The following is a 24,267-nucleotide window of genomic DNA, read 5'->3' as shown; positions in this document are numbered from 1 at the left end:
TGGATTGATCCGGCATTCCGCTCTATCTTTGTTTTAGTTGCGTTTGTGCGACGCCAAGTGGTTCCTGTTGGCCGCAAAATGCTCGACGTGAAACGCTCTGCCGGGCTGGTTTGAGCCAAATCCATCGGGCTTCGGGCAAGGATCAGCCCGACGCGGTCTTCACTCAGCGCGACCGCGCGCGATGTCCGTTGGCTCGTATCGCCGGTCAGCGCGTCGGAACGGGATGCTCGCCGCGATAGTCGTAGAAGCCGCGCCCGGTCTTGCGGCCGAGCCAGCCGGCCTCGACATATTTCACCAGCAGCGGGCAGGGGCGGTATTTCGAATCCGACAGGCCGTCATGCAGCACCTGCATGATCGACAGGCAGGTGTCGAGGCCGATGAAATCGGCGAGCTGCAGCGGTCCCATCGGATGGTTGGCGCCGAGCCGCATGGCGGTGTCGATCGCGTCGACCGAGCCGACCCCCTCATAGAGCGTGTAGATCGCCTCGTTGATCATCGGCAGCAGGATGCGGTTGACGATGAAGGCCGGAAAATCCTCCGAGACGGTGATCGTCTTGTCGAGATGGTTCACATAGGCCTTTGCCGCTTCGAAGGTCTGGTCCTCGGTGGCGATGCCGCGCACCAGTTCGACCAGCTTCATCAGCGGAACCGGATTCATGAAATGGATGCCGATGAAACGCTCCGGCCTGTCGGTCTGCGCGGCGAGACGTGTGATCGAGATCGACGAGGTGTTCGTCGCCAGGATGGCTTCGGGATTGAGCTGCGGACAGAGTTGGGCGTAGATCTTGCGCTTGACCGTCTCGTCCTCGGTCGCCGCTTCGATCACCAGATCGGCACCCGCAAGGTCGGCCATGGTGGGCGCTGCCGAAATGCGCGCCATCGCGTCATTGCGCAGCTTTTCCTCAAGTTTGCCGGAGCCGACCTGGCGGGCCATGTTGCCGCTGATCGTGGCGATGCCCTTTTCGATGCGGTCGGGTGAGATGTCGTAGACCAGCACTTTGTAGCCCGCAAGCGCGGACACATGGGCGATGCCGCCACCCATCTGGCCCGCGCCGATGATGCCGATCGTCTCGATCTTGCTCATTACACCGATCCCGTCAAAAGGCCTTTGCGGCCTGCTTTTTGTGCGGTGCAAACTAAAAGGGCGGGGTGACTTCGTCTACCCCACCCCTCACTATTTAATACGCTTTGCCAGATAGCGTCAAAGCGCCTTTTGCAGTTCCGGCATAATGACGAAAAGGTCGCCGACGAGACCGTAGTCGGCGACCTGGAAGATCGGCGCTTCCTCGTCCTTGTTGATGGCGACGATGACCTTGGAATCCTTCATGCCGGCGAGGTGCTGGATGGCGCCGGAGATGCCGACGGCGATGTAGAGATCGGGGGCCACCACCTTGCCGGTCTGGCCGACCTGCCAATCGTTCGGCGCGTAGCCGGCGTCGACAGCGGCACGAGAGGCGCCGACGGCGGCGCCGAGCTTGTCGGCGACCGGCAGGATGACCTCCTGGAATTTCTCCGAAGAGCCCAGCGCGCGGCCGCCCGAGATGATGATCTTGGCCGAAGTCAGCTCCGGACGATCGGTCTCGGAAAGCCTGTTCTCGACGAAGATCGACAGGCCGGGATTGGCCGCCGCCTGGACCGTCTCCACCGGGGCGGAACCGCCCTCGGGTGTGGCCTGGAAGGAGGCAGTGCGCACGGTGATGACCTTCTTGGCGTCGCTCGACTGCACCGTCTGGATGGCGTTGCCGGCATAGATCGGCCGCTTGAAGGTGTCTGACGACACCACTTCGATGATCTCGGACACCTGCGCGACATCGAGCAGAGCCGCCACGCGCGGCGCGACATTCTTGCCCGACGAGGTCGCCGGCGCGATGATCGTGTCATAGGCACCGGCTATGCTGACGACGAGCGCCGCCAGCGGTTCGGCGAGGCGCTCGGTGAGCTCGTCGGCTTCGGCGAGCAGCACCTTGCCCACGCCCTTGAGCTTGGCGGCGGCGTCCGCTGCCGGCTTGGCACCCTTGCCGGCGACCAGCACATGCACGTCCGAGCCGACCTGCAGTGCTGCCGAAAGCGCCTTGGCGGTCTGGTCGGAAAGTGTCGCATTGTCGTGTTCGGCAATCAGAAGAATTGTCATCTCTCTATTCCTTGATCCACTTCAGTGGGGACGTCTCAAATTCATGTCAGGCCGAGTCGAAAACGGTTGGGTTCGAGAACCGGAGCGGAGCGTACTTCAGTACGTGAGCACCGGAAGCGGAGAACCCTGCCGTTTGCAGGCCGGCATCACATGAATTCCTACAACACGCCGGCTTCGTTCTTCAGCTTATCGACCAGCTCGGCGACGCTCTTGACCTTGACGCCCGCCTTGCGGCCGCTCGGCTCCTCGGTCTTGATCACCTTCAGCCGCGGCTTGACGTCGGCGCCATAATCGGCGGGCGATTTCTCGTCGAGCGGCTTCTTCTTGGCCTTCATGATGTTGGGCAGCGAGGCGTAGCGCGGCTGGTTGAGGCGAAGGTCGGCGGTGACGATCGCCGGCATCTTCAGCTCCACCGTCTGCAGGCCGCCATCGACCTCGCGCGTCACCTTGGCCTTGTCGCCATCGATAACGATCTTGGAAGCGAAGGTGCCTTGCGCCCAGCCGAGAAGTGCGGCCAGCATCTGGCCGGTCTGGTTGGAATCGTCGTCGATCGCCTGCTTGCCGAGAATGACGAGACCCGGCTGTTCCGCCTCGACCACGCCCTTCAGCACCTTGGCGACACCCAGCGGCTCGGTCTGCTCGTCGGTCTTGACCAGAATGGCACGGTCGGCGCCCATGGCGAGTGCGGTGCGCAAGGTCTCCTGCGCCTGCTGCGGCCCGATCGAGACAACGATGATCTCTTCGGCCTTGCCGGCCTCCTTCAGCCGGATCGCCTCTTCGACCGCGATCTCGTCGAACGGGTTCATCGCCATCTTGACGTTGGCGAGTTCCACCGCCGAACCGTCAGCTTTCACACGAACCTTCACATTCGCATCCACAACCCGCTTCACGGGCACAAGGATCTTCATTTGCCTGTCACCTCTTTCACGATAGCAACCTCTTCCAAGATAAATTGAGCGCGCTATAGCAGCGTACGCCCCTTCAGAGTTGTCGAAAGCCGACATTCCGGGCGGAATTCTAGTCTCCGACCGCCTAGTGTGGGAAAGCTTCCGTAGTTGCGGCGACCCCGCACGTCAATATCTGGGGCGCGCGCAAATCATCCGCGACGCACTCAAATCGGTTCAGTCCGGACTGGAGGCGCTTCCCCGTCCCCAGCGCGGCGCCGGCTGCGCCGGCAGCGGGTCGCTTGGCGTCGGCTCTGCGGCAACAGGCACCTGGCCGGCGACCACCACTGCCTCTTCGTCCGCGCCGGCAAGCAGTGGTACGGCGCGGTTGCGCAAGATGAGCACCAGCACGGCCCCGGCGATGATGCCGCCGACATGGCAGGCCCAGGAAACCTGATCCTCGCCGCCGGCCGCGAACATCACGATCTGGAACAAGATCCACAGGATGAGCGGTATGAAGGCCGGGATGCGCAGCGGGATGCGGGCGAAGGCCAGCACCCATACCTTCACCCTGGGGTAGAGGATCAGATAGGCGGCGACCACGCCGGCGATGGCGCCAGAGGCGCCAATCAGCGGAACCTGCGAATCCCAGGCGATCAGACCCTGGAAGAAGGCCCCGGCGATGGCGCAAAGCAGGTAGAAGACGAGAAAGCGGACATGGCCGAGCGCGTCTTCGACATTGTCGCCGAACACCCAGAGGAACAGCATGTTGCCGCCGAGATGGAAAATATCGGCGTGCAGGAAGGAATAGGTGACGTAGCTCAGGCTCTCGGGGATCACGACAAACTGTGGGGCGAGCTCGACGCTGTCGTGGACGACCGACGGGATGAAGCCGAGGCCCAGCACAGCAGCGTTGGAAAACTGCTCGCCGCCAAGCGCGGTGGCGAAGTAGATGAGCGTGTTGAGCGCGATCAGGCTGATCGTCACATATTGCAGCTTGATGTGGCGCAGCCTGTTGGTGTCGTAAAGCGGGATGAACATCGGACCCCCTCCCGCCTCGGCAGATTCAGCGGTTCTTGCCGGGAACCCATAGCACGTCGGCGTTTCCATTGTCATTGACCGCGCGCGCGGCGACGAACAGAAAGTCCGACACGCGGTTGATGTATCTTATCGCCTCGCGGTTGACATGCTCGCCTGGGCCCTGCGTCAACGCCACCATGATGCGCTCGGCCCGCCGGGCCACCGTGCGGGCGAGGTGAAGGGCAGCCGCCGCCGGCGTGCCGCCGTTGAGCACGAAGGATTTGAGCGGCTGCAGATCCTTGTTGAGCAAGTCGATGTCCTTTTCGACACGGTCGGTCTGCACTGCGGTGATGCGCAGCGGCTCATAGCCGAGCGGCTTGCCGTCGTCCGGCACGGCCAGATCGGCGCCGAGGTCGAAAAGGTCGTTCTGGATGCGGCCGAGCATCGCGTCGATCGCCGGATATGTTGCCGCGGTGTGGATGCGAGCAATGCCGATGCAGGCATTGGCTTCGTCGATCGTGCCGTAGGCGTCGATGCGCAGATCGGATTTCAGCCGCCGTTCGCCGGTGCCAAGGCCGGTGGTGCCGTCGTCGCCGGTGCGGGTGTAGATCTTGTTGAGCTTGACCACGCTCAGCCTCCTGAAATCGCGGGTCGCCTTATTTGCGGGTGAACCAGACGGCCAGCATGATCAGCACCAATGCCACGAACTGCAGCAAGACGCGCGTCTGCATCAGCTTGTTGGAGGTCATGGCGGAGCCGCCGCGCATCATGTTGATGAGGCCGCGGATCAGCACGATCACCACGGCGACCATGACGAGGACAGCGAGGATGTTGAAGACGGTTGCCATAGTGAGTTTCCAGTCGATTGCGTTCAGGCGCGTTTGGCAAGCAGGCGATAGAGCATCGCTGCCGGCAGAATGCGTTTGAGGATCACGCCGATCCTGGCCGGCACCGTTACCACATAATGCGGTCGCGGGCGCCGCGACAGAAGCGCATGGCGCAAGGCCGCATGAACCACCTCCGGCCCGGGCTTCAGCCGTGATGTGCTGCCGCCAGCCCGCAGGCGCTGCAACTGCGCCTCGTAGGCGAGGCGGTGCACGGAATTCTCATGATCGATATTCCTGAGAAACCATACAAGCCCGTTGCTGGCGATCTTCGATGTCACCGGCCCCGGCTCGATCAGCGAGACATGGATGCCGCTGCCCTGGAGTTCCTGACGCATGCACAGCATCAGCCCTTCGATCGCGTGCTTGGATGCCGAATAGGCGCCGCGAAAGCGCAGCGGCGCCAAGCCGAGGATCGAGGAGCAATGGACGAGACGGCCATGTCCCTGGCGGCGCATCACCGGCACGACACGACGGGTGAGGTCATGCCAGCCGAAGACATTCGCCTCGAATTGCTCCCTGAGTGCTGCGACCGGCAGGTCCTCGACTGCGCCGGGCTGTGCGTAGGCGCCGTTGTTGAACAGGGCATCGAGCCGTCCGCCCGTCCGCTCCAGCACCGACGCCACCAGCGTCTCGATCGATACGGGTTCGCGGTAGTCCAGATAGAAGGCCTCGATGCCATCGGCTTCGAGGGCAGCGATATCCTCTGGCTGACGTGCCGTCGCGAAGACCCGCCAGCCTTCCGCCTTCAGCGCCCGGGCGCAATAGGCGCCTATCCCGGAAGAAGCACCGGTGACGATGATGGTGCGCAACGCTTCTCCAGGAGGAAGCGTGGTTTGACCTAGGCTTGCCATTTGCCGCAATCCCTTCCCATATTCGCGGCGTCGAGACAATCGAAGGGAACGCGGTTCTTGTTGCGGAAGATCGTAGCCCTCAAACGCGTGCTCTATGACGCGCTCGGCCATTTCAACGCGGACGATGGCTGGGCGATGGCCAGTCATCTGGCGATCACGGCGCTGATGGCGCTTTTCCCTTTTCTGATTTTCGCCACGACACTGGCCAGCTTTTTCGGCGCACAGGCTTTTGCCGACACGGCCGTGCATCTCGTCTTCGACACCTGGCCCGAGCAGATCGCCAAGCCGATCGCGCGCGAAGTGCTCAATGTGCTTACCGTGCGGCGCACCGACCTGCTGACATATGGCGTGCTGCTCGCCGCCTTCTTCGCCTCGAACGGCATAGAGGCGCTGCGCACCTCGCTCAACCGCGCCTACCGCGTCTCCGAAACGCGCGGCATCATCTATCGCCGGGTGCAGAGCATCGTCTTCGTGCTGATCGCCACGGCGGGTTTTCTGGTGATCAGCGTGCTCGTGGTCTTCGCGCCCTTGCTGGCGCGGCTGGCAGAGACCAATTTCGAATGGATAAAACCCTATATGGGCACGATCACGCTGTGGCGTTACATCATCGCCTCCGTCGTCATCGTCGGTGGCCTGTTCGCGGTGCATTACTGGCTGCCTGCGGGCAAGCGCCGCTTCGTCTCGATCATACCGGGCATCATCTTCACGCTGATTGCCTGGCTCATCGGGTCGACCATCTTCGCCGCCTACCTCGACCGTTTCTCGTCCTATGTGACAACCTATGCCGGCCTTGCCTCGATCATGATCGCGGTCGTCTTCCTCTACATCGTCTCGGCGATCTTCATCCTCGGCGGTGAGCTCAATGCCGCGATCAGCCGCTATCTGGAGGCACGCGCCCGCGTTGGCTGATTCTTAGTTGGCTGAGCGGTTGCCAGCCCGACGCCGAGCGTCGCGATCGCCATGCCGACGATCTGAACCAGGCTCAACTGCTCGTCGAACAATATCCAGGCGATGACCGCGGTGACGGCCGGGACCAGATAGAACAGCGAAGCGACTTTCGACATCTCGCCGTCGCGGATCATCACCATCAAGAGGAAGATGGCGCCGATCGACAGAACCAGCACCAGCCATGCCATGGCAAAGATCAGCTCGCCATTGATGACGACGGTGCGTGTCTCGAAGGCGAGCGAAGCCAAGGCCATGACCGATGCACCGCCGACATATTGCCATTTGGTGGCCGCCACGAGATCGCCGCCGGAGGCGAAGCGCTTCTGCCAGATCGTGCCGGCGCTCATTCCAAGCACCGAGACAAGCGCGGCAGCAAGCGTCTCAGTCGTCACGCCGCCGCCGAGTGCGCCGAGCTTCGGCCAGAGCACGATGACCACACCGATCAGGCCGATGCCGAGACCGGCCCAATGGCGCGGCAAGATGGCTTCGCCGAGGAATCTGCCGGCGAGTACCGCCGTGATCAGCGGCTGCAGCCCGACGATCAGGGCCGAAAGCCCGGCCGGCATGCCCTTGTGGATGGCCCAGAAGACGCCGCCGAGATAGACGCCATGCATCAGGATGCCGGCGCCGGTGGCGTGCAGCGCCTCGGCGCGGGTCGCTCTCTTCGAGCCGAGCACGACCATCAGAACGGCCAGCAGGATCGCCGCCAGAACGAAGCGCGCGGCGAGGAAGGTGAAGGGTTCCGCCCATGGCATGGCGTAACGCGCGCCAATGAAGCCGGTCGCCCACAGGACGACGAAAGAGGCGGGGATGAACCGCTTGATGCTGTGCATTTTCGGGAGGCTGCCGCGTGTTCGGTGAAGCGCTTACTACGGGACTGCTCTAATGCGGTTCAACCCGGCAGGCAAAACGAAACGGTTGATCCATTGGCTCATCCGAATTGAAGCGGAGTGCAATTTACCCCTTCTCGGAGTAGGTGCCCGAAATTATCGATACTTTTTATAAGGAATATGGTTGCGTTTATCGATACATTGTGGCATAAACAGCCCTTGCTAAGCCGACGCAACCCAAAGGGGCGCCCAATGCACCAGATAAATCGAGCTATCGCCGTTCTTACTTTTAAGAGTCGCGAGCATATTCTTAGTGTGGGAGGCACGTGTTCGTGGGCGCTTAACCGAGCCCACGCTCGAAAGTATGACTTTGCAGTATGTACTCGAAACGCCAACACGCGGTCGGCCGAAGGGCCTGAGTCGCACGGCGCCGCCTTCCTAATTGGCCGAATCTCCGACGTCGTGACCTCACCCGAAAATCCGGATCGCTGGTTGCTCCAGTTCTCCGAGTACGCGGAAGTCGCCATCCCAAATACGTGGGGTAAAGGCTGGAGAAATCCTGTTCGCTACACCACGCTCGAAGACCTCGGAATTGATGTCAACGGTCTGGTATTCCAGCCAATGCCTGAACCAACCCCTGGGAGTGAGGTTGGAACAGCCCAAAGCGGAGCTGCTTCCGAGGAAGGCGGCCAGCCTTTGAAACTCACGATAGCTGAGGCCAAAGAGGGGCTATCTGCGATGTTCGGCGTCCCGGTTGAGGCCGTTGAAATTACCATCCGAGCATAAAATGTGGGCGCCGTATGCTCACCAAAACAACACCCTTGCACACGGACATACGGCGGGAAGACAGAGTTTCCCGCCGCCCTATTTGGCTTAATCGTCGTCCTCCGCGCTCATTTGCTCCTCCTCCTCCGGGGGGAAGAACTGATCAAACGCTTGCCGGGGGGGCTTCCTATACGTCCTAGCGACGCGGGTCTCAATGCACGGGAATATGTCGTCGAGATCGATGACGACGAGCCCCTTCTCTAATGCCCGATCCTGCAACTTTTCAAGCGTGGCAGCATGGAGCTTTTCGACTCCAAGGGCTTGCTTGAGCTGTGCACGCGTAATCGCAAAACGCCCCCGGTCTTTTCCGCGAAATTCTGCCTCGTAGACCTCCTCCCGCAACACCCTTGCCACCTCTTCCAGCTTCTCCTCAGTCACGAACGCCATTCCTTGCTCCTTCTGACCCTGAGATACGATTTTTCGTACTATGGTTCTATTTTTCTATCCTGATGCAATCATTTGGTCAATAAACAATGTCTATAGCTCAAAAAAACATATCTATGGAGCAATGAAATGATCCTGACCGACTCTAAAAGAGCTCGGTTGTTGCTAGATGGCGGCCGCAAGCGTGGTATTCGCCGGCGCATCCCGGCCCGGCCAAGCCGCAGAGTCGACGCGACAGCCTAGCCGAGCGTCCAGTCCGGGGTTACAGGTTCCGGCGGCGAGAAACCAACCATTTGCCTGATGTCATCTGGCGAGGCGCCCGTCCTGCGCAGTGCTGCCAATCCGGTATCCCCAAGACTCTTCGAGAGCTTTCGTCCGTCCGGGCCGAGGACGAGACGATGATGGAAGTAGCTTGGTTGGGGCAGGCCGAGAACCTCTTGGAGCAGGCGCTGCACGCCGGTGGCGGAATAGAGGTCTTGCCCGCGCACCACATGGCTGATGCCTTGCAGCGCGTCGTCGACGACGACGGCGAGATGATAGCTGGTCGGGATTTCACGGCGCGCCACGATCACGTCGCCCCAGTCCTGCGGCCGGGCGTCTACCGCGCGCGTTGCGGAAAGCCTCTCATCGGAAAATTCCAGCCATGACAGCTCCGTGCCGACGCGTGCCATCGCAGCGCCGATGTCCAGCCGCCAGGCGAACGGCGCATTCTCGGCCATCCGTCGCTTGCGTTCCCTAGTCGGCAATGCCTTGTCGATGGCGGGATAGAGCGGCACGCCGTCCGGGTCCCGTGGCCAGTCGCGGCCGCGCTTTTCGCTATCGGCAATGAAGGCGCGGATCTCGCCACGGCTCATGAAGGCCGGGTAGACGAGCTCTTCGCGAATCAGCCGATCGAGCGCCGCCCGATAGTCCGCGAAATGCTCGGACTGACGGCGCACCGGTTCTTCCCAGCCGAGCCCGAGCCATTTCAGATCGCGAAAAATGCCGGCCTCGAATTCCGGCGTGCAGCGCGTCGTGTCGATATCCTCGATGCGCAGCAACAGGCGCCCGGCCGCTGCCCTCGCCAATTTCTGATTGAGCAGCGCCGAATAGGCGTGGCCGAGATGCAGTTCGCCATTCGGGCTCGGCGCGAAGCGGAATGTCAGGAGTGTCATCCTTTGGCGGCAATCGGGTTGTGCGGCGCTTTCGCCAGTTGCTACTTTGAGCCTGATTACATCTGCCATTTTGCGCTGGGAACAAGCAGACATGCAACGCATCGCCACGCTCGACGACATCTCGCAAGGGCTCGACGCGCTTTGTCTGCTCGACCCGCGCCTCACAAAGGTGCGCGGCATGGCCGGTGAGGTGCCGCTTCGGCTCTCCGAGCCGGGGTTCAGAAGCCTTGCCTCGATCATCGTCTCGCAGCAGGTTTCCCGCGCCAGCGCCGACGCCATATTCGGGCGGCTGACAAAACTCGTCGATCCATTGACGCCGCAAGCCATCCTTGCCGCCGACGAAGCCATCTTTCGCGAGGCCGGACTGTCGCGGCCAAAGCAGCGCGGCCTGATCGCCGTGGCCCAGGCGGTGGCCGACGGCCTCGACCTCGATCATCTCTGCCTGCTCGATGCCACAGATGCGATCACAGCCATGACCAAAGTGTCGGGCATCGGCCCGTGGACGGCAGAAGTCTATCTTTTGTTCGCCGCCGGCCACCCCGACGTCTTCCCGGCACGCGACGTTGCCCTGCAGAGCGCGGTCGGCCACGCGCTCGGCATCGACCCGCGTCCGCCCGAGAAAACGCTGCTCCAGCTCGCCGAATCATGGAGCCCGTGGCGAGGTGTCGCATCGCGGCTTTTTTGGGCCTATTATCGCGAATTGAAGGGCAGGGACGCTGCACCCCCTGCCTAAATCCGCAAAAAAGCATGAAAATCATCCAGTTTTGGCGCTTCGTTTGATCGACAAGCCGCTTCACATCCCTGTCATGTCGGGCTTACAGTATCCGCGCCGACCGGTTGTAGAGCCAAGGAGGTCAATGACGTGACGGTTGCCGTGTCTCCGGATGGGCTTCCAGCGCTGGTGCTGAACGCGGATTACCGTCCGCTCAGCTATTACCCTCTGTCGCTCTGGTCGTGGCAGGATGCGATCAAGGCGGTGTTCCTCGAGCGGGTGAACATCGTCGCCGAATACGAGCACGCCGTGTCGTCGCCGACCTTCTCGATGAAGCTGCCGAGCGTCGTCAGCCTGAAGGCCTATGTGAAGCCATCGCGGCATCCGGCCTTCACCCGCTTCAACGTGTTCCTGCGCGACCGATTCCAGTGCCAGTATTGCGGCACGCCGGAGGATCTGACCTTCGACCATGTCATTCCCCGCCATCGTGGCGGCGCGACGACGTGGGAGAACGTTGTCGCCGCCTGCTCGCCCTGCAATCTGAGGAAGGGCGGCATGATGCCGGCGCACGCCAAGATGTGGCCGCTGCAGAAGCCGTTTCAGCCGACGGTGCATGATCTGCACAACAATGGCCGTCTGTTCCCGCCCAACCATTTGCATGAAAGCTGGATGGATTATCTCTACTGGGATGTCGAACTGGAACCTTGAGATCATCCGATAATTCGGGAGGCTGGCCGTCTGAAGCGATTGTCTGCGCTTCCGGTGCTCACGGACTTAAATGTCCGCTCCGCTCCGGTTCTCGAAAATCACTTCATACGACTCAGCCTGCCGAATTCTTGAACGATCTCGCGTCGGCTCAGTAGCTCAGTCGCGGGCGAAGGCACTACGGAAAGCGATGATCGCCAGGACAAAGCTGGCGATGGCGTTCCAGCCGGCCAGTGACAGGCCAAGAATGCGCAGTGCCGCCTTGTCGCAGGAGGGCGGCACGAATTTGTCGAGCGCGTCGAGCACGCCCTTGCCGCCGGTGTCCACCGGTCCGGCAGCCGCCGCACAATCGGTCGGTCCCGGCCACCACGCCCATTCGACGCCGGAATGATAGACGCCGAGATAGACGCCGTAGACCATCAGCAGGCCGCCGACGGCCAGCAGGCCGCGTGTCAGCCAGGTAGGCCAGCGCAGCGCCGACGACAGCACTGCAAGCAGCATCAGCGGCACGCCGATGTAGTAAGGGGTGCGTTGCTCCAGGCAGAGCTTGCAGGGGATGTAGCCGCCGAGATGCTGGAAGGCCAGCGCCGAGCCGACGGTGGCGGCCATGGCGACGGCGAGAAACAAGGCCGTCCGCGTGCGCTGGCGTCCAGTGTCGGCATTCACGGTCGCTGTCATCGATCTACCGTCCATTCTCGCTCAGAGCAAAGGATGGTTCAATTTGAACATCCTTGCTCTAGAAGGCGTATTTGACGACGATATAGAGCGAAATCAGGGCAGCGGCGGCAGCGCCCGCGATCAGGCCAAGGCGCTTTTCGATGAATTCGCGGATCGGTTCGCCATAGCGGCGCAGCAGCCAGGCGAGAAAAAGGAAGCGGGCGCCGCGCGCCACGATCGCCAGCACGATGAACAGCAGGAGATTGACGCCGATCACGCCGGACAGGATCGTCACCACCTTGATCGGCGGCAGATGGGCGAGGCCGGAGGTGATCAGCATCAGGATGATGAAGCCGATGCCCGACGAGACGCGCAGCGCCTCGAAGTCGTCATACTTGCCGTAGAATTCGAGGATCGGCCGCGCCACCGTGTCGTAGGCATAGTGGCCGATGTACCAGCCGGCGATGCCGCCCAGAACGGATGCCAGGGTGGCGATCAGCGCGTAGCGATAGGCGCGATCGGGCCGCGACAGCGCCATTGGCAGGTACAGCACGTCGGCCGGCACCAGGAACACCGAGCTTTCGACGAAAGCAATGAAGGCCAGCCACCATTCGGCGGATTTCTTTGCCGCCAGCGACAAGGTCCAGTCGTAAAGTCCGCGAAGCATTGGCACTCCTAATGCACGTCGCCCAAAATGCTCAGCGGTTTTGGGGTAACAATGCATAAAAACAAAGACCAAAAGCGCGCCACATGAATCTCTCCAGACGCGACGCGCTTTAATGCGCCGCCTGTCTAGAAAGATTTTTCGCGCCGCACAATGGCCGCAGCTTCACGAAATCGAAAGGCTGTGGTCGAGCGAAGGCCGCATGCCGGGAATTGGCCAGTTGACGAACAGGCCTCCGACCGTATAGTCCGCGCCCATCCAGGCCGCCCGGCCTGAGCCCCTATGGCGGAATTGGTAGACGCGCTCGACTCAAAATCGAGTTCCGCAAGGAGTGCTGGTTCGATCCCGGCTAGGGGCACCAATTTCATGCTGAAAACGGTTTAATTCCAGTATGATACAAGAACTTTATGGATGTCCATCCACCCGAAAATCCACCTTAGAATGCTTCGTTGCCGCCCTGCGGGGGCCGCGTCCCAGCCTGTGCCATCGCCCGCCTGGGCGAAGGCATGATCAGCCCTCAGACTTGCAGGCGGCATCAAAATTGTCCGATTGGTCGCGCTTAGTCTCAAGCGCGATCGCCCTGGATAGATTCGCCTTCGGTAAAATCGCGGAATAGGATTGGGGAGCGCATCAGTCACAGGGAAGGGGGTGGCCATGCCAATGCGTTGGACGGACGACGAATACCCCTCCCGTGCCGCAAATGGGGACCGGCCCCTCCCTGTCCGTTTGCTGTGGCAAATCATGAAACGGTCGGTGCTGCCTTAAAATTCGCCGCCGAGAAGTTCCTTTACGAGCTTCACCGTGCCAGCGCGATCAGCCGTCGACCAACCTTGGGGATGGCGGGTGACCACTGCATAGCCATGCCCGCCGTCACTCCAAAGTTTGGTCCATTCGCCGCCGGCACCGCTCGGTAGCAAACGATAACCAAGTCCCTCGAGCAGCGCCTGGATGGAGCCCCTGGCGAACTCAGACGTGACAAAGAGAGTTACGCGTGGCTTGAAGACAATGATTTCTTCCTTGAGCGCCTGAACGTGCGCGGCGGCCACCGTGCCCCAAAATGTGAGTGAAGGGGGGCGGGAGCCATCGCCCTGGTCCATTTTGCAAACGTTTGTCCATGCAAGAGAATGACGTGAGCGATCGAACAGCTCAGCAAACTGCCAAAAGGCAGACTTGTTATGGCGCTCAATCATCCACCTCGTTGAAGCTGCGATATTGGATGTTTGATCCGAGCCTGAACCGACCTTCGTGCCAAGTGGACCGGCACTCTTGCCGACATAAAGTAGCGCTCGTCTTCCGCCGCGCTCATAACCGGGGCCACTAGCAGGCGCGAAAACGCCACGTGGCGATAATCCCGCATTTGCGAGCTTTTCGTTGCATTCGGTGAGCCGCGACCAGGTATGTGCGCTAATTGGAAGGCCGTACAATGTGCTTCTCCAGTTTGACAGCTAAATAGACTCTACCCCGTTTTGGGGCGATAAGCTCATTTCCGGCTGCAGCAGGGGTGTGCGATGGTCAACGATGATGATGAGGAAAAGGCTTGGAGATATGTGGGGAGATTTCTCCAGGACTTCGCCAGACTTGAAGTTCAAATCGACGAACTCTTTAGAGCTGTCTTTGGCCTCAATGATTGGGGTGCCTTGCTGCTTCAGAAAGCCCTACACATTGGTCAGAAGATCAATCTCACTGAAACTGGCGTAGGGTACCAGGGACTAGACTACAATGACATCTTTAACCGGGTGCGGCGTCATCAGCAGCTACGCAACGTAATTGCACATTGCTACTTCAACGGTGAGAAGTTGGCCGGCGGTATCGATTTCCTTCACTATGAAGCAGGGACAGGGAAGTTGAAATCGCTACCTGGAAATGATGGTGACACTCTTCTCCAATACGTCACTCTGGATGCATTGCACGAAGAAGCATCCCGTCTGACGTTGCGGCTGGAGGAGGCTGTCAAGGAGTGCACCCCTCAACAATTTGACGGTCATGAAGATGTGCGGCGGGCAATCGTTGCCGCTCTGGATTTTGGCAGAAAGCAACATAGTTCCCTTCCCAGTCAGGAGGACACGGGCTCAAGATGAGGAGGGGTAGCGGTGAGAATTGCTGCCCTATGATCGCGATAAGATTGGTAGACGGATCTTGCTGCAAATTCGGACTGGCCCCTCCCAACGCGTTTCGCTCAGGAAAATCAAGGAACCCTTGCGATGCTTCCTGAGATATACGGTCTAGACTCTATGTGAGCCGGCGCCGCCGGGCGTTGAGACCGTACACATGAAGGTGCTCCGCCCAGCTACCAACGACCCACCGCACCTGGCCCGTTAGTCTGATGCACATGGACACAAGGCTGTCGCATAGTTGGCACGCTCGCCGGTATAGGCGCACCCGTCAGGCGTGAAGGGGCACTGTCCGGTCATTTGTCGGTCACGACAACGCCATCAGCTGGCTTCGGCGCGTGGTAGCGTCGCCTCTCCTATGACGGTTTCTTGTTTGCGTTCTGTTGTTTCTGATATTCTTCGTACATGATTGCCGTGATAGCGGCGGTCGAGTATTTCATGATCGTTGTACGTAGCTGGCCTTGGTACAAAGTCACCTGTGCGGGCTTGACGCCGGCCTTCTTGAGTTCCGCGCCGAACTTGTCCATGTAATCGCCGCAAGCGTCGTCAACGGTTGCCCCGACGTCAACGCGTTCGGGGCTGCTTAGGTTCTGCGCCATGGTCTTCACGGTACAACTGCGGTAGCCCTTGATTGTGCTGGTGATGGAGGCGGCGTCCGTGCCGCCGCTGGTAGTTGAACAACCAGCAAGCGCAACCAGTCCTACAAGTGCAGAAAGAGTCTTTTTCATTTATGCACTCCCTTCTATGGTCGCGTGTGACAACGCGCCCCTCTTCTGGGTTACTTTACTTCACCTAGATGTCCTTCATCGGGTTGATGACCCCGTCGTCCAGCCACTTCTGGAAATCTTTCTTGACAGCGTCTCCCACGTTGCCCACACGCTCACGGGCGCCCCAGATACCTTGCTTGAGGTTCAGCATGACGTCGGCCGCCTTATCTGATAATTCCTGCGTCTCGGCGGTGCCGCTTCCGAACGTGTCGTTGATCCAAGCACCTAAAGTGCGCTTGGCGGCGTTGTTGGCCATCCCTTTGGCGACGCCCTTCTGCACTTCCCGCGTGTCATCATCCGTCCAACCGACGTTCTGCTTGAACTTACCCCATGTCGTGCTGTCGGCCGCCAGCTTCGCGGCGTTCTCGGTTTCAATCTGTTGTTTGACTTGATGTCGGCGGAAAGCGTCGAGCTGCCGGAGTCTGAGTTCCTCGGCTGACGGCTGGATTGGCGCGTAAGTCGTCGGCCGCGTGTGAGGCATGGTCGGGCGCCATTTGCCCTGCGTGGACTGCGATGGCTGGCGCGGTTGTGGGTTCTTAGTTGCCTGTTGGATTACTTGACCCAATAGGCCAATTCCTACACCGATGAGGGCTGCCTCACCGGCGTCCAGCCCGCCGCCACCACCCCCGCCGCTCGGTACGGAGGGGATATAAACATTGGCGCCGCCTGATGATGGGGGAGGAGCGCGACATGCCCCCGGGTTCTGTTGGCAGTACCGACCGTCGTTGAAGGCGTCTTGGGCGTAGGAGTGATGAATCGTCGACATTGTTAGGGCGACGACTAGCCCTGTTGCACGTTTCATGGCCTTTCCCTCCCTTATAGTGTCCACGTCTCTGTTGCGGTGCGTCCCATTTTCCTCTCCTGGTTTAGTCCTGAGTTTCCCGTTCTCTTCTGGGTGAGCGTGCTCACGGCGACTGCGACCAGCGCGGCGATGACGACGGATATGGCGGACGGCGTGCCATGCCTCACGGCGATAGTTGTGGCCAAGCTGCCGGCGGTGTCCGGTTACCGGCTTGTTCAGACGCTCAAAAGTAGAGTGGCGCCCATAATTATCCCTTTCGCGTGAAAACAAGTTGCTTTCAGGCGATCTACGATGCGCAGAAGTCGAAGGGTCCCACAGATGCTAATGGCGTATTTCAGCATCCTCTAAGATGTGGCCGATGTAAAGTCCCTCATTCCGGCTTTCAACCTGGAAGGCTCTAGACCTGTCGGCCTGCACGGACCGCCAAACGCGGCGCCGCCAATAAGGTCCTGGCTGATAGCGCCATTTGCTGTCCATGCAGGAAAGGAGAAAACTCTGCTGCGCTTTATCGGCTAGGGAACTCTGAAGGGGTGGCCCTCCCATGCCGCAAATCGGGACCGCCCCCTCCTAGCCTCAGAAACAGCCACCACCAAGCGCAACGGTATCTGCCGGCTTCCACACTGGCCAAATGCCGCAAGCCACTGTGCGGCCTTTTCTCGGGTCACTAAGCTGGCTCGCCGTAGCCGGTCACTTGCTCTGTCGCATGAGTGTACGGGTTTTCCCTTGAGAAAGTACCTGTGATGCATGGTCTAGACCGTTGAGTGGATGCCGCCTGGTCCGGACCGACCCAGGCCTTTCCCGACACCGTCGGACCCCCGTAGCTCAGGTCGCTTTTACATCGGCCCCGGCACCATCTTGGTCGGCTGCTCCGGCATCGGAAACGCGTAATTTTCGCATTTCACGTCGGGATTCGTCGGACTGAACATTCCGAGCGGGTTGTCCTTGAACAGCCAGGCGTGAAGATCGTAATGATGGAACTCCGCCGGAATGAGCGGATAGTGCCCTTCCATCGGCCCCTGGAACGTCTGTCCAAAGAGTTTCGGCGGCTCCTTGGTGTCAGGCGTCAACGGTACAAGCCATTCCACGGCCACCAGGCGCAAGCCGCCGTCGACCGGCTCATAGATAAGCACATTGGGGCGCGTCGGATCTGGTGTCGGGCTGACGCTCCCGACGTTGACGAAATGAATGCCCATCGCGCCCTTCGGGTAATCCATAGCTCCAGCCACTTTTTCGCCGCTGTAATAAACGCATCCGACCGTCGACAGATAGAGGTCGCGGATGGCGGCCCTGTAGTCTTCGTACTTGGTTAGCGATTCTTTCAGGGCATCGATCTCGGCCTTGTCAGGCTCGGCGGCCTGAGCTGCGGCCGCGGTCAGACAGCCGCCAACAAGGCCGATCAAAGCGAGAACACTGCGACGCCTGAAGTGAGTTGTTTTCGTCATGCATTCCTCCCAGTTTTTTGTTGGCCGGCAGACCGAGGCGGCATGATGATGCTGGTTGCGCGGCCCAGATTATCGCCGATGCTAATCCTTTCCGCTGGTTGGGAGAATTAACCCTCATGAGCTAGGCCCTCGGCACAGTGATTTGGCAGCTCGGGCCGATCGGCCGCGAACGTCCACAGTCCCGCTCTGCGGCGAATTTCAGGGGCAGATCGCAAACCTTTGAGGTTGGCCGAAACACCCCCTCTTCGTCATCCCAGGGTCTGCGCAACGTCGCTTCGCTCCTGCTCCGCCCTAGGATGACGAAGGCATGGTGGCTCATAGCTAATCGCAAGTCTGGAGATTGGCGGCTGCAGGCCTACCGCCGCCCCAGCAAGCTCTTCATCCGGTTGCGCAGGATGCGCGCCATGTTGCGGGTTTCGCGGTAGAGGTGAAGCTGCGACGCCGCCTGGCGGGTGAGGCGGTCGGCGTCCGGCGTCAGGCCGATGACCAGAGTGCCGATCGGCCGGCGCTCCATCCATAGCCGGCTCATCACCGGATGGTCGGGCACGGCGCAGGAATCGGTCATCATGATGTTGGGATCGTCGAGATGCTGCCTGGTCACCTCGATCATCAGGAGCGTGCCCGGCGAATAGGCGGCGAGCGTCTCGTCATAGGCCGTCTTCCAGGTGTAGGCGACGCCGGCCTCGACGAAGACGACCAGGCAAGCGATGGTGCGGCCGTCGAGCGTCAGCGAATGGATGCGGCACAGATCCTGTTCGGCCAGCCGGTGCACGGCTTCGCGGGCAAAGGCGGCACGGTAGCGGTCGATGGCCATGGCGGTGCGCTCGCGGCCCTTCCAGCCGGCAGCCTCGAGCGTCAAAAAACGTTCGATGGCATGGCGGATCTCGTCGGGTCCGCGCGCCACGAGATGCTCCAGCTGGCCCAGATCGGCAAGGCGGCGCTTCAGGCGGCGGAACTCGCGATAGTGGTGCGAGCGCAGCGAGGCCTTCAGATAATCATCGCCGTCGAGCTCGCTTTCGAGCATCGGGCGTTCGGCCTTGCCGGTGGTGACCAGCGTAAGGCCACGCGTCTCGGCGACCGTGGCCAGCAGGCTGGCCACCGGGCCGTCGAGTCGGATGTCGGGCAGGACAAAGACTTTCGGCAGCTTGAGGTGCGGTCGCGACAGCATCGAGAAGAAATCCTCGACGACGCCGACGGGATCGTCACGGTCGACCAGCGGCGTGCCGATCGGGCCGAACGGGCTCGACCATGTGCGCATGACCCGCACGCCGAGCGGCACCGCCGGCCGCTCCACCGAGAACGGCACCAGCAAGCGCAGCCGGCTGCGGTATTCGTCGCCGTCACGGATGACCGCCAGCCGCACCTCGCGGTCTTCCAGCCTCGGCATGGCGGGCGCCAGGAAGCGCGGGTTGAAGAAGACGTTGGGCTCGATCGTGCGGGTGCAGAGATAGTCGAGCTCCTCGACCAGATCGAAGCCGGCGGAGGCGGGGTAAATGGCCAGTTTGCGCTCGGGCCGGTCGTTGGCCAAGAGTTCGATATGGGCGGGATCGGCTTCGCGGGCGAGCCCTGCGAGGCCGATCACCATGGCGCCAGCCGGGCCGCCGCTGGTTTCCTCAAGCAACGGGACAGCGGCCATCACGCGGCTCCTTCGGCGGCTACGAAAATGGCCATGACGATGCCGAGCTTGCGCCAGACCGTGAAGGACAGCGCGCCGGCCTCGAAGATCATCGCGAAGGCGGTGGCCATTGCCGCGCCCCACAGGCCGAAAAGCGGGATCAGCACCAAATTGAGGCCGATGTTGAAGGCCAGCGTCATGGCGTAGACGGCGGCGCAGATGTTCTGGTTGCCGCTCATGGTGAGCAGGCTTTCGCAGGGGCCGACGGCAGCGCGGGCGACGACGCCGAAGACCAGCAGGAACAGCAGCGGATAGCCGGCGCTGAATTCAGGCCCGAACAAGCTCAGCATCGGCTCGCCAAGCACCAGCACCATCAGCGCCATCAACAGCGACGGCCAGAACGTCCACGACACCGTTTCGCGGGCGAAGGCGGCGAGCTTTTCGGGCTCGCCATGGGAGACTTGCGCGTAGCGCTGGGCGACGCCCGCCTTGACCGCGAAATAGACGAAATGCACCAGCGCCAGCGTTTTGACCGTGGCGAAATAGACGGCGACGTCGTTGGGGCTCATATAGGCGCCGACCATCAGCACGTCGGCATTGGTGAGCAGGAAGAAGAAGCCTTCGACCAGGAAGATCGGCAGCGACACGAGGAACCACTGCGCGAAATGCACCTTCCTCGGCCCGGCCGGGATAGTCCTGTCCATCCGCGCCGTGACGCCGATGAGTTGACCGAGCGTGGTGGCGTAGGCGGCGGCGATCGAGGCGAAGATCGCGGTCCTGGCGTCGGGCGCAAAGCCCGCCAGAAGCATCAGCGCCATGAGCGCCAGGATCAGCACCGGCCGCACCAGATAGGTCGGCGCCAGCGCAAACAGCGCCCATGAGTTGGCCCGCGCCAGCCCCTGCAACAGATCGGACATGGCGATCATCGGCATGCAGATGAGGCCGAGGATGAACGGCACGACATAGTAGTTCTCGATGAAGGGCGAGAGCAGCCAGACGCCGAGCGCGCCAAGGCCGGCGATCGCCGTCGAGGCAACCAGCACGAACAGTCGGCTGGTCAGCACGATGCCGCGCAGTTCGGCCAGCATGTTGCGCTCGCGGTATTCGGGAATGAAGCGGATGACCGAGGTATGGAAACCGAGGCAGGCGACATTGCCGAGGATGACCATCGTTACCCAGACGAGGACGAAGATGCCGTATTCGAACGAGCCCATCCAGCGCGCCATCAGCACCTGGCTGACGAAGGCGATGACGGCGCTGACGATGCGGATAGAGAAGGCGATGAGCGACATGCGGCCGGCCTCGCCGCGCTCGTCGGCGGTGAACAGCACGGCGTCGATGCGGCCAAGCAGCGGCTTTACACGCAGCGCAAGGCGCTGCGGCAGGAACCGCCCGGCTGTCGTCGCCGCGGAAAAGCGCACCCACTACTCTCCGTTTTCCGCCTCTTTTCAGCGTATGCGTCTAGCGAAAACACATTAAGAAACGGTTGGGTGAGGAGGCGGGGCGCTCCTTCTCCCCGTTCACGGGGAGAAGGAGCCGGCAGGCGGATGAGGGGCGGCGCCAGAGCGCTGCTTCATATTCGCCGTTCGCGGCAGAGCGCGACGAAACGACAGGCCAGCTGATGGAATCTGACGGTCGACAAATTCGTAATAGGTACTTCCGGTGCCGGCGAGACAGCGCCCCCTCAGCTGGGGAGATTGGCTAAGCGCGGGCGTCCGCGCCGCCCCTCATCCGCCCTTCGGGCACCTTCTCCCCGTGAACGGGGAGAAGGAAAGCTGCGGCTTACGCAAACGCCCCGTGGCAATGCTTGTACTTCTTCCCCGACCCACACGGGCAGGCCTCGTTGCGGCCGGCCTTGCCCCAGGTGGCGGGGTTGTTCGGGTCGCGGTTTTCGGGGGCGACGATGGCGTGGGTCTCCTGGCGAACCAGAAGCCCGGTCTCGCCGCCGTTAAAATCGTCCTCGCCGGTGGTGCCGTCGATATGGCTGCCGAACATGTCGGGCGCCTCGGGCGGTGGCGCTTCGGCGGCCTGGCGAACCAGCTCGACGCGCATCAATTGCGCGGTGACGGCCTGGCGCAGATTGCCCAGCATCGCCTGGAACAGCTCGAACGCCTCGCCCTTGTATTCCTGCAGCGGGTCGCGCTGGGCATAGCCGCGGAAGCCGACGACCGAGCGCAGATGGTCGAGGTTGACGATGTGCTCGCGCCACAGATGATCGAGCGTCTGCAGCACGACGGAGCGCTCGACATAGGTCATCACATCGGGGCCGAAGCGCTCGGCGCGCTCCTTGGCGGCATTCTCGGCGGCCTGGGCGATGCGTTCGCGGATGTCGTCCTCGGCAATGCCCTCTTCCTTGACCCAGTCCTCGATCGGCAGGTCGAGATTGAGGAATTCGGCGACCTCGGCCTTGAGGCCGGCGACGTTCCACTGCTCGGCATAGGCGTTTTCGGGAATAGCCTTGGCGACGATCTCGTCGATGACGCCCTCGCGCATCTCGGCGATGGTCTCGGACAGGCCTTCACCGTCCATCAGCTCGAGGCGCTGCTCGAACACCACCTTGCGCTGGTCGTTGGAGACGTCATCGTACTTCAGCAGGTTCTTGCGGATGTCGAAGTTGCGCGCCTCGACCTTCTTCTGCGCCTTTTCCAGCGCCTTGTTGATCCAGGGGTGGATGATCGCCTCGTCTTCCTTGAGGCCGAGCTTCTGCAGCATGCCGTCCATGCGCTCGGAGCCGAAGATGCGCATCAGATCGTCCTGCAGCGACAGGAAGAACTTCGACCGGCCGGGATCGCCCTGGCGGCCGGAGCGGCCGCGCAACTGGTTGTCGATGCGGCGCGATTCATGGCGTTCGGTGGCGAGCACGTAGAGGCCGCCGGCGGCCAGCGCCTTTTCCTTCAGCCGCTGCACGTCGTCGCGGATTTCCTTTTCCTTGGCTTCGCGCTCGGGACCGGCTGGCATGTCGCCAAGCTCCTCGGCGATGCGCATGTCGGCATTGCCGCCGAGCTGGATGTCGGTGCCGCGGCCGGCCATGTTGGTGGCAATGGTGATGACGCCGGGTTTGCCGGCCTGGGCGACGATCGCCGCTTCGCGCTCGTGGTGGCGGGCGTTCAGCACCTCGAAATCTTTGAAGCCTTCCTTGCGCAGGCGCTCGGCCAGTTGCTCGGATTTTTCGATGGAGGTCGTGCCGACCAGCGTTGGCTGGCCCTTGGCGCTCGCCTCCCTGATCTCCTTGACGATCGCCTTGTACTTCTCCTCGACCGTCCGGTAGACCTCGTCGTCCTCGTCAATGCGGACGACCGGCAGGTTGGTCGGGATCTCGGTGACTTCGAGGCCGTAGATGTTGCCGAACTCCTCGGCCTCGGTCAGCGCCGTGCCGGTCATGCCGGCGAGCTTCTTGTAGAGGCGGAAATAGTTCTGGAAGGTGACGGAGGCGAGCGTCTGATTCTCTGGCTGGATCGCCACGTGCTCCTTGGCTTCGAGCGCCTGGTGCAGGCCTTCCGAATAGCGGCGGCCCGGCATCATGCGGCCGGTGAATTCGTCGATGATGACGATCTCGCCGTTGCGCACGATATAGTCCTTGTCCCTCTGGAACAGCTGGTGCGCCTTCAGCGCGTTGTTGACGTGATGGACGATGGCGACGTTCTCGACATCGTAGAGCGACTCGCCCTTGAGCAGGCCGGCGTCGCGCAAAAGGTTTTCGAGCTTTTCGGTGCCCTCCTCGGTGAAGATCGAGGTCTTCTGCTTCTCGTCGATCTCGTAGTCGGCCGGCTCGAGCTTCAGCATGAAGGCATCGATTGTGTTGTACATTTCCGAGCGGTCCTCGAGCGGACCGGAAATGATCAGCGGCGTGCGCGCCTCGTCGACCAGGATCGAATCGACCTCGTCGACGATCGCGTAGCTGTGGCCGCGCTGCACCATCTGAGCGCGCTCGAATTTCATGTTGTCGCGCAGATAGTCGAAGCCGAGCTCGTTGTTGGTGGCGTAGGTGACGTCGGCGGCGTAGGCGGCGCTGCGTTCCTCGTCGGACAAGCCATGGACGATGACGCCGACGGTAAGGCCGAGGAATTTGTAGACACGGCCCATCCATTCGGAGTCGCGCGTGGCAAGATAGTCGTTGACGGTGACGACATGGACGCCTTTGCCAGCGAGCGCGTTGAGATAGACGGGCAGCGTGGCGACCAGCGTCTTGCCCTCGCCGGTGCGCATCTCGGCGATGCCGCCATTGTGCAGCACCATGCCGCCGATCAGCTGCACGTCGAACGGGCGCATGCCGAGCACGCGGCGCGCTGCCTCGCGCACGGTGGCGAAGGCCGGCACCAGCAGATCATCGAGGGAGGCGCCGTTGGCGACGTCCTGGCGGAATTTTTCCGTGCGGGCCGTCAGCTCGGCGTCGGAGAGCGCCCGCATCTCGTTTTCCATGGCGTTGATCGCCTCGACGCGCGGCCGGGTCGATTTGACCCGACGATCGTTGGAGGAGCCGAAAACCTTACGGGCGAGACCGCCAAAACTGACCATTCAATGGCCCTTTCGATAGCATTCCAAGTCGTTGCGACGGGTACCGGCCGGCCCCATCAAATCCACGTGAAACGCGGACACACGCAAGTAGCGCCCGGAAAACGGTTCTGGACGCAAAGTCGTTGGACAGATAAGAGGGGGCTCAATCGATGTCAACGCCGCGCTCGCCCTGTCGACCGCGCCAAATTCCGCCACAATCTGGCTGGTCTTGAAGCCATCCCGCTCTAGCTATCCCCCATTGGAGTTAATCGTATGTCCTTATTGTTCCGCCGCGCGTCGCTCGCCAGCCTCGGCCTGGCTTTCGGGCTATCGGCCCTGTCGCTGTCGCCACTGATGGCGCAGGACACCGCCCCCGCCCAACCG

Annotated in this window: 24 protein-coding genes and 1 tRNA gene; 6 read left to right on the top strand and 19 right to left on the bottom strand. The window is 61.6% G+C overall.

Features of this window, described 5'->3' with window-relative positions; genetic code table 11:
- Nucleotides 1–205: 205 nt before the first annotated feature.
- The 7 genes from EOB36_RS15995 to EOB36_RS15965 all read right to left on the bottom strand — a co-directional run bounded on the left by EOB36_RS15995 (nucleotide 206) and on the right by EOB36_RS15965 (nucleotide 5,773).
- A complete protein-coding gene (locus EOB36_RS15995; RefSeq protein WP_095485986.1) occupies nucleotides 206–1,084 on the bottom strand; it encodes a 3-hydroxybutyryl-CoA dehydrogenase in 879 nt (292 codons plus the stop codon).
- A gap of 117 nt (nucleotides 1,085–1,201) precedes the next feature.
- On the bottom strand, nucleotides 1,202–2,131 hold the full coding sequence (locus EOB36_RS15990) for an electron transfer flavoprotein subunit alpha/FixB family protein (protein WP_095485987.1): 930 nt from the start codon (nucleotides 2,129–2,131) through the stop codon (nucleotides 1,202–1,204).
- 158 nt (nucleotides 2,132–2,289) lie between these two features.
- Entirely contained in the window at nucleotides 2,290–3,039 is a 750-nt protein-coding gene (locus EOB36_RS15985; protein ID WP_095485988.1) for an electron transfer flavoprotein subunit beta/FixA family protein, read from the bottom strand.
- 213 nt (nucleotides 3,040–3,252) lie between these two features.
- Nucleotides 3,253–4,056, bottom strand: a complete 804-nt coding sequence (locus tag EOB36_RS15980; protein WP_128243840.1) for a rhomboid family intramembrane serine protease — start codon at nucleotides 4,054–4,056, stop codon at nucleotides 3,253–3,255.
- Nucleotides 4,057–4,081: 25 nt separating this feature from the next.
- On the bottom strand, nucleotides 4,082–4,663 hold the full coding sequence (locus EOB36_RS15975; protein WP_128243841.1) for a cob(I)yrinic acid a,c-diamide adenosyltransferase: 582 nt from the start codon (nucleotides 4,661–4,663) through the stop codon (nucleotides 4,082–4,084).
- Nucleotides 4,664–4,691: 28 nt separating this feature from the next.
- Complete coding sequence (locus EOB36_RS15970; protein ID WP_095485991.1) at nucleotides 4,692–4,883, bottom strand: twin transmembrane helix small protein; 192 nt, start codon at nucleotides 4,881–4,883, stop codon at nucleotides 4,692–4,694.
- Between the two features lie 23 nt (nucleotides 4,884–4,906).
- Nucleotides 4,907–5,773, bottom strand: coding sequence for an SDR family oxidoreductase (locus tag EOB36_RS15965; RefSeq protein ID WP_128285213.1), 867 nt, complete (start codon nucleotides 5,771–5,773; stop codon nucleotides 4,907–4,909).
- 57 nt (nucleotides 5,774–5,830) lie between these two features.
- Here EOB36_RS15965 and EOB36_RS15960 point away from each other — a divergent pair, with 57 nt between their 5' ends.
- Nucleotides 5,831–6,682: a YihY/virulence factor BrkB family protein gene (locus EOB36_RS15960; RefSeq protein ID WP_095485993.1), complete on the top strand. Its 852-nt coding sequence runs from the start codon at nucleotides 5,831–5,833 to the stop codon at nucleotides 6,680–6,682.
- On the opposite strand, the gene EOB36_RS15955 is transcribed toward EOB36_RS15960, so the two are convergent.
- Nucleotides 6,652–7,554 (bottom strand): DMT family transporter, encoded by a 903-nt coding sequence (locus EOB36_RS15955; protein ID WP_128285212.1) that lies wholly within the window; start codon nucleotides 7,552–7,554, stop codon nucleotides 6,652–6,654. The genes EOB36_RS15960 and EOB36_RS15955 overlap by 31 nt on opposite strands.
- A gap of 489 nt (nucleotides 7,555–8,043) precedes the next feature.
- Between EOB36_RS15955 and EOB36_RS34680 the strand changes: the two genes are divergently transcribed.
- The gene (locus EOB36_RS34680; protein ID WP_206637171.1) at nucleotides 8,044–8,337 is read left to right on the top strand and encodes a hypothetical protein; all 294 of its coding nucleotides are present in this window, start codon (nucleotides 8,044–8,046) and stop codon (nucleotides 8,335–8,337) included.
- 87 nt (nucleotides 8,338–8,424) lie between these two features.
- Here the strand turns inward: EOB36_RS34680 and EOB36_RS15945 are convergent, their stop codons facing one another.
- Both EOB36_RS15945 and gluQRS read right to left on the bottom strand, forming a co-directional pair.
- Nucleotides 8,425–8,763, bottom strand: coding sequence for a hypothetical protein (locus EOB36_RS15945; RefSeq protein ID WP_128285210.1), 339 nt, complete (start codon nucleotides 8,761–8,763; stop codon nucleotides 8,425–8,427).
- Between the two features lie 236 nt (nucleotides 8,764–8,999).
- A complete protein-coding gene (gluQRS, locus tag EOB36_RS15940; RefSeq protein WP_128285209.1) occupies nucleotides 9,000–9,914 on the bottom strand; it encodes a tRNA glutamyl-Q(34) synthetase GluQRS in 915 nt (304 codons plus the stop codon).
- 91 nt (nucleotides 9,915–10,005) lie between these two features.
- Between gluQRS and EOB36_RS15935 the strand changes: the two genes are divergently transcribed.
- Together EOB36_RS15935 and EOB36_RS15930 are read left to right on the top strand one after the other, a co-directional pair.
- Nucleotides 10,006–10,647: a DNA-3-methyladenine glycosylase gene (locus tag EOB36_RS15935; RefSeq protein WP_128285208.1), complete on the top strand. Its 642-nt coding sequence runs from the start codon at nucleotides 10,006–10,008 to the stop codon at nucleotides 10,645–10,647.
- 129 nt (nucleotides 10,648–10,776) lie between these two features.
- A complete protein-coding gene (locus EOB36_RS15930) occupies nucleotides 10,777–11,334 on the top strand; it encodes an HNH endonuclease (RefSeq protein ID WP_095485996.1) in 558 nt (185 codons plus the stop codon).
- 156 nt (nucleotides 11,335–11,490) lie between these two features.
- Here the strand turns inward: EOB36_RS15930 and EOB36_RS15925 are convergent, their stop codons facing one another.
- Together EOB36_RS15925 and EOB36_RS15920 are read right to left on the bottom strand one after the other, a co-directional pair.
- Nucleotides 11,491–12,009, bottom strand: a complete 519-nt coding sequence (locus EOB36_RS15925) for a disulfide bond formation protein B (protein ID WP_128285207.1) — start codon at nucleotides 12,007–12,009, stop codon at nucleotides 11,491–11,493.
- A 58-nt stretch (nucleotides 12,010–12,067) separates the two neighbouring features.
- Nucleotides 12,068–12,655 carry a YqaA family protein gene (locus tag EOB36_RS15920; protein ID WP_095485998.1) on the bottom strand — a complete coding sequence of 196 codons (588 nt, stop codon included), beginning with the start codon at nucleotides 12,653–12,655 and terminating at the stop codon, nucleotides 12,068–12,070.
- Between the two features lie 273 nt (nucleotides 12,656–12,928).
- Between EOB36_RS15920 and EOB36_RS15915 the strand changes: the two genes are divergently transcribed.
- Nucleotides 12,929–13,013 (top strand) — tRNA-Leu (locus tag EOB36_RS15915).
- Nucleotides 13,014–13,413: 400 nt separating this feature from the next.
- Here EOB36_RS15915 and EOB36_RS15910 read toward each other — a convergent pair.
- Entirely contained in the window at nucleotides 13,414–14,076 is a 663-nt protein-coding gene (locus EOB36_RS15910; RefSeq protein ID WP_127288568.1) for a hypothetical protein, read from the bottom strand.
- Nucleotides 14,077–14,160: 84 nt separating this feature from the next.
- Between EOB36_RS15910 and EOB36_RS15905 the strand changes: the two genes are divergently transcribed.
- Nucleotides 14,161–14,730: a hypothetical protein gene (locus tag EOB36_RS15905; protein WP_128285206.1), complete on the top strand. Its 570-nt coding sequence runs from the start codon at nucleotides 14,161–14,163 to the stop codon at nucleotides 14,728–14,730.
- 389 nt (nucleotides 14,731–15,119) lie between these two features.
- Here EOB36_RS15905 and EOB36_RS15900 read toward each other — a convergent pair whose 3' ends face one another.
- The 6 genes from EOB36_RS15900 to secA all read right to left on the bottom strand — a co-directional run bounded on the left by EOB36_RS15900 (nucleotide 15,120) and on the right by secA (nucleotide 23,904).
- Nucleotides 15,120–15,491, bottom strand: coding sequence for a lipoprotein (locus tag EOB36_RS15900; protein ID WP_127288570.1), 372 nt, complete (start codon nucleotides 15,489–15,491; stop codon nucleotides 15,120–15,122).
- 64 nt (nucleotides 15,492–15,555) lie between these two features.
- Complete coding sequence (locus tag EOB36_RS15895) at nucleotides 15,556–16,332, bottom strand: hypothetical protein (RefSeq protein WP_128285205.1); 777 nt, start codon at nucleotides 16,330–16,332, stop codon at nucleotides 15,556–15,558.
- An 833-nt stretch (nucleotides 16,333–17,165) separates the two neighbouring features.
- The gene (locus tag EOB36_RS15890) at nucleotides 17,166–17,774 is read right to left on the bottom strand and encodes a hypothetical protein (RefSeq protein ID WP_128285204.1); all 609 of its coding nucleotides are present in this window, start codon (nucleotides 17,772–17,774) and stop codon (nucleotides 17,166–17,168) included.
- 355 nt (nucleotides 17,775–18,129) lie between these two features.
- Entirely contained in the window at nucleotides 18,130–19,410 is a 1,281-nt protein-coding gene (locus EOB36_RS15885; RefSeq protein WP_128285203.1) for a GNAT family N-acetyltransferase, read from the bottom strand.
- A complete protein-coding gene (locus tag EOB36_RS15880) occupies nucleotides 19,410–20,810 on the bottom strand; it encodes a lipopolysaccharide biosynthesis protein (RefSeq protein WP_128285202.1) in 1,401 nt (466 codons plus the stop codon). The genes EOB36_RS15885 and EOB36_RS15880 overlap by 1 nt, the downstream gene beginning before the upstream one ends.
- A 361-nt stretch (nucleotides 20,811–21,171) precedes the next feature.
- Nucleotides 21,172–23,904, bottom strand: a complete 2,733-nt coding sequence (gene secA, locus EOB36_RS15875) for a preprotein translocase subunit SecA (RefSeq protein ID WP_128285201.1) — start codon at nucleotides 23,902–23,904, stop codon at nucleotides 21,172–21,174.
- Between the last annotated feature and the right edge of the window lie 363 nt (nucleotides 23,905–24,267).

This window comes from Mesorhizobium sp. M6A.T.Cr.TU.017.01.1.1 (assembly GCF_004023115.1).
Lineage (GTDB): Bacteria > Pseudomonadota > Alphaproteobacteria > Rhizobiales > Rhizobiaceae > Mesorhizobium > Mesorhizobium mediterraneum.
The sequence above is the reverse complement of the archived record's forward strand: the minus strand, read 5'-3'. Positions and strand labels throughout refer to the sequence as shown.

What these genes read in the sequence shown, in the direction of transcription:
- EOB36_RS15995 (WP_095485986.1), bottom strand. Translation starts at nt 1,084, where the DNA reads ATGAGCAAGATCGAGACGATCGGCATCATCGGCGCGGGCCAGATGGGT.
- EOB36_RS15990 (WP_095485987.1), bottom strand. Translation starts at nt 2,131, where the DNA reads ATGACAATTCTTCTGATTGCCGAACACGACAATGCGACACTTTCCGAC.
- EOB36_RS15985 (WP_095485988.1), bottom strand. Translation starts at nt 3,039, where the DNA reads ATGAAGATCCTTGTGCCCGTGAAGCGGGTTGTGGATGCGAATGTGAAG.
- EOB36_RS15980 (WP_128243840.1), bottom strand. Translation starts at nt 4,056, where the DNA reads ATGTTCATCCCGCTTTACGACACCAACAGGCTGCGCCACATCAAGCTG.
- EOB36_RS15970 (WP_095485991.1), bottom strand. Translation starts at nt 4,883, where the DNA reads ATGGCAACCGTCTTCAACATCCTCGCTGTCCTCGTCATGGTCGCCGTG.
- EOB36_RS15965 (WP_128285213.1), bottom strand. Translation starts at nt 5,773, where the DNA reads ATGGCAAGCCTAGGTCAAACCACGCTTCCTCCTGGAGAAGCGTTGCGC.
- EOB36_RS15955 (WP_128285212.1), bottom strand. Translation starts at nt 7,554, where the DNA reads ATGCACAGCATCAAGCGGTTCATCCCCGCCTCTTTCGTCGTCCTGTGG.
- EOB36_RS15945 (WP_128285210.1), bottom strand. Translation starts at nt 8,763, where the DNA reads ATGGCGTTCGTGACTGAGGAGAAGCTGGAAGAGGTGGCAAGGGTGTTG.
- gluQRS (WP_128285209.1), bottom strand. Translation starts at nt 9,914, where the DNA reads ATGACACTCCTGACATTCCGCTTCGCGCCGAGCCCGAATGGCGAACTG.
- EOB36_RS15935 (WP_128285208.1), top strand. Translation starts at nt 10,006, where the DNA reads ATGCAACGCATCGCCACGCTCGACGACATCTCGCAAGGGCTCGACGCG.
- EOB36_RS15925 (WP_128285207.1), bottom strand. Translation starts at nt 12,009, where the DNA reads ATGACAGCGACCGTGAATGCCGACACTGGACGCCAGCGCACGCGGACG.
- EOB36_RS15920 (WP_095485998.1), bottom strand. Translation starts at nt 12,655, where the DNA reads ATGCTTCGCGGACTTTACGACTGGACCTTGTCGCTGGCGGCAAAGAAA.
- EOB36_RS15905 (WP_128285206.1), top strand. Translation starts at nt 14,161, where the DNA reads ATGGTCAACGATGATGATGAGGAAAAGGCTTGGAGATATGTGGGGAGA.
- EOB36_RS15900 (WP_127288570.1), bottom strand. Translation starts at nt 15,491, where the DNA reads ATGAAAAAGACTCTTTCTGCACTTGTAGGACTGGTTGCGCTTGCTGGT.
- EOB36_RS15895 (WP_128285205.1), bottom strand. Translation starts at nt 16,332, where the DNA reads ATGAAACGTGCAACAGGGCTAGTCGTCGCCCTAACAATGTCGACGATT.
- EOB36_RS15890 (WP_128285204.1), bottom strand. Translation starts at nt 17,774, where the DNA reads ATGACGAAAACAACTCACTTCAGGCGTCGCAGTGTTCTCGCTTTGATC.
- EOB36_RS15885 (WP_128285203.1), bottom strand. Translation starts at nt 19,410, where the DNA reads ATGGCCGCTGTCCCGTTGCTTGAGGAAACCAGCGGCGGCCCGGCTGGC.
- secA (WP_128285201.1), bottom strand. Translation starts at nt 23,904, where the DNA reads ATGGTCAGTTTTGGCGGTCTCGCCCGTAAGGTTTTCGGCTCCTCCAAC.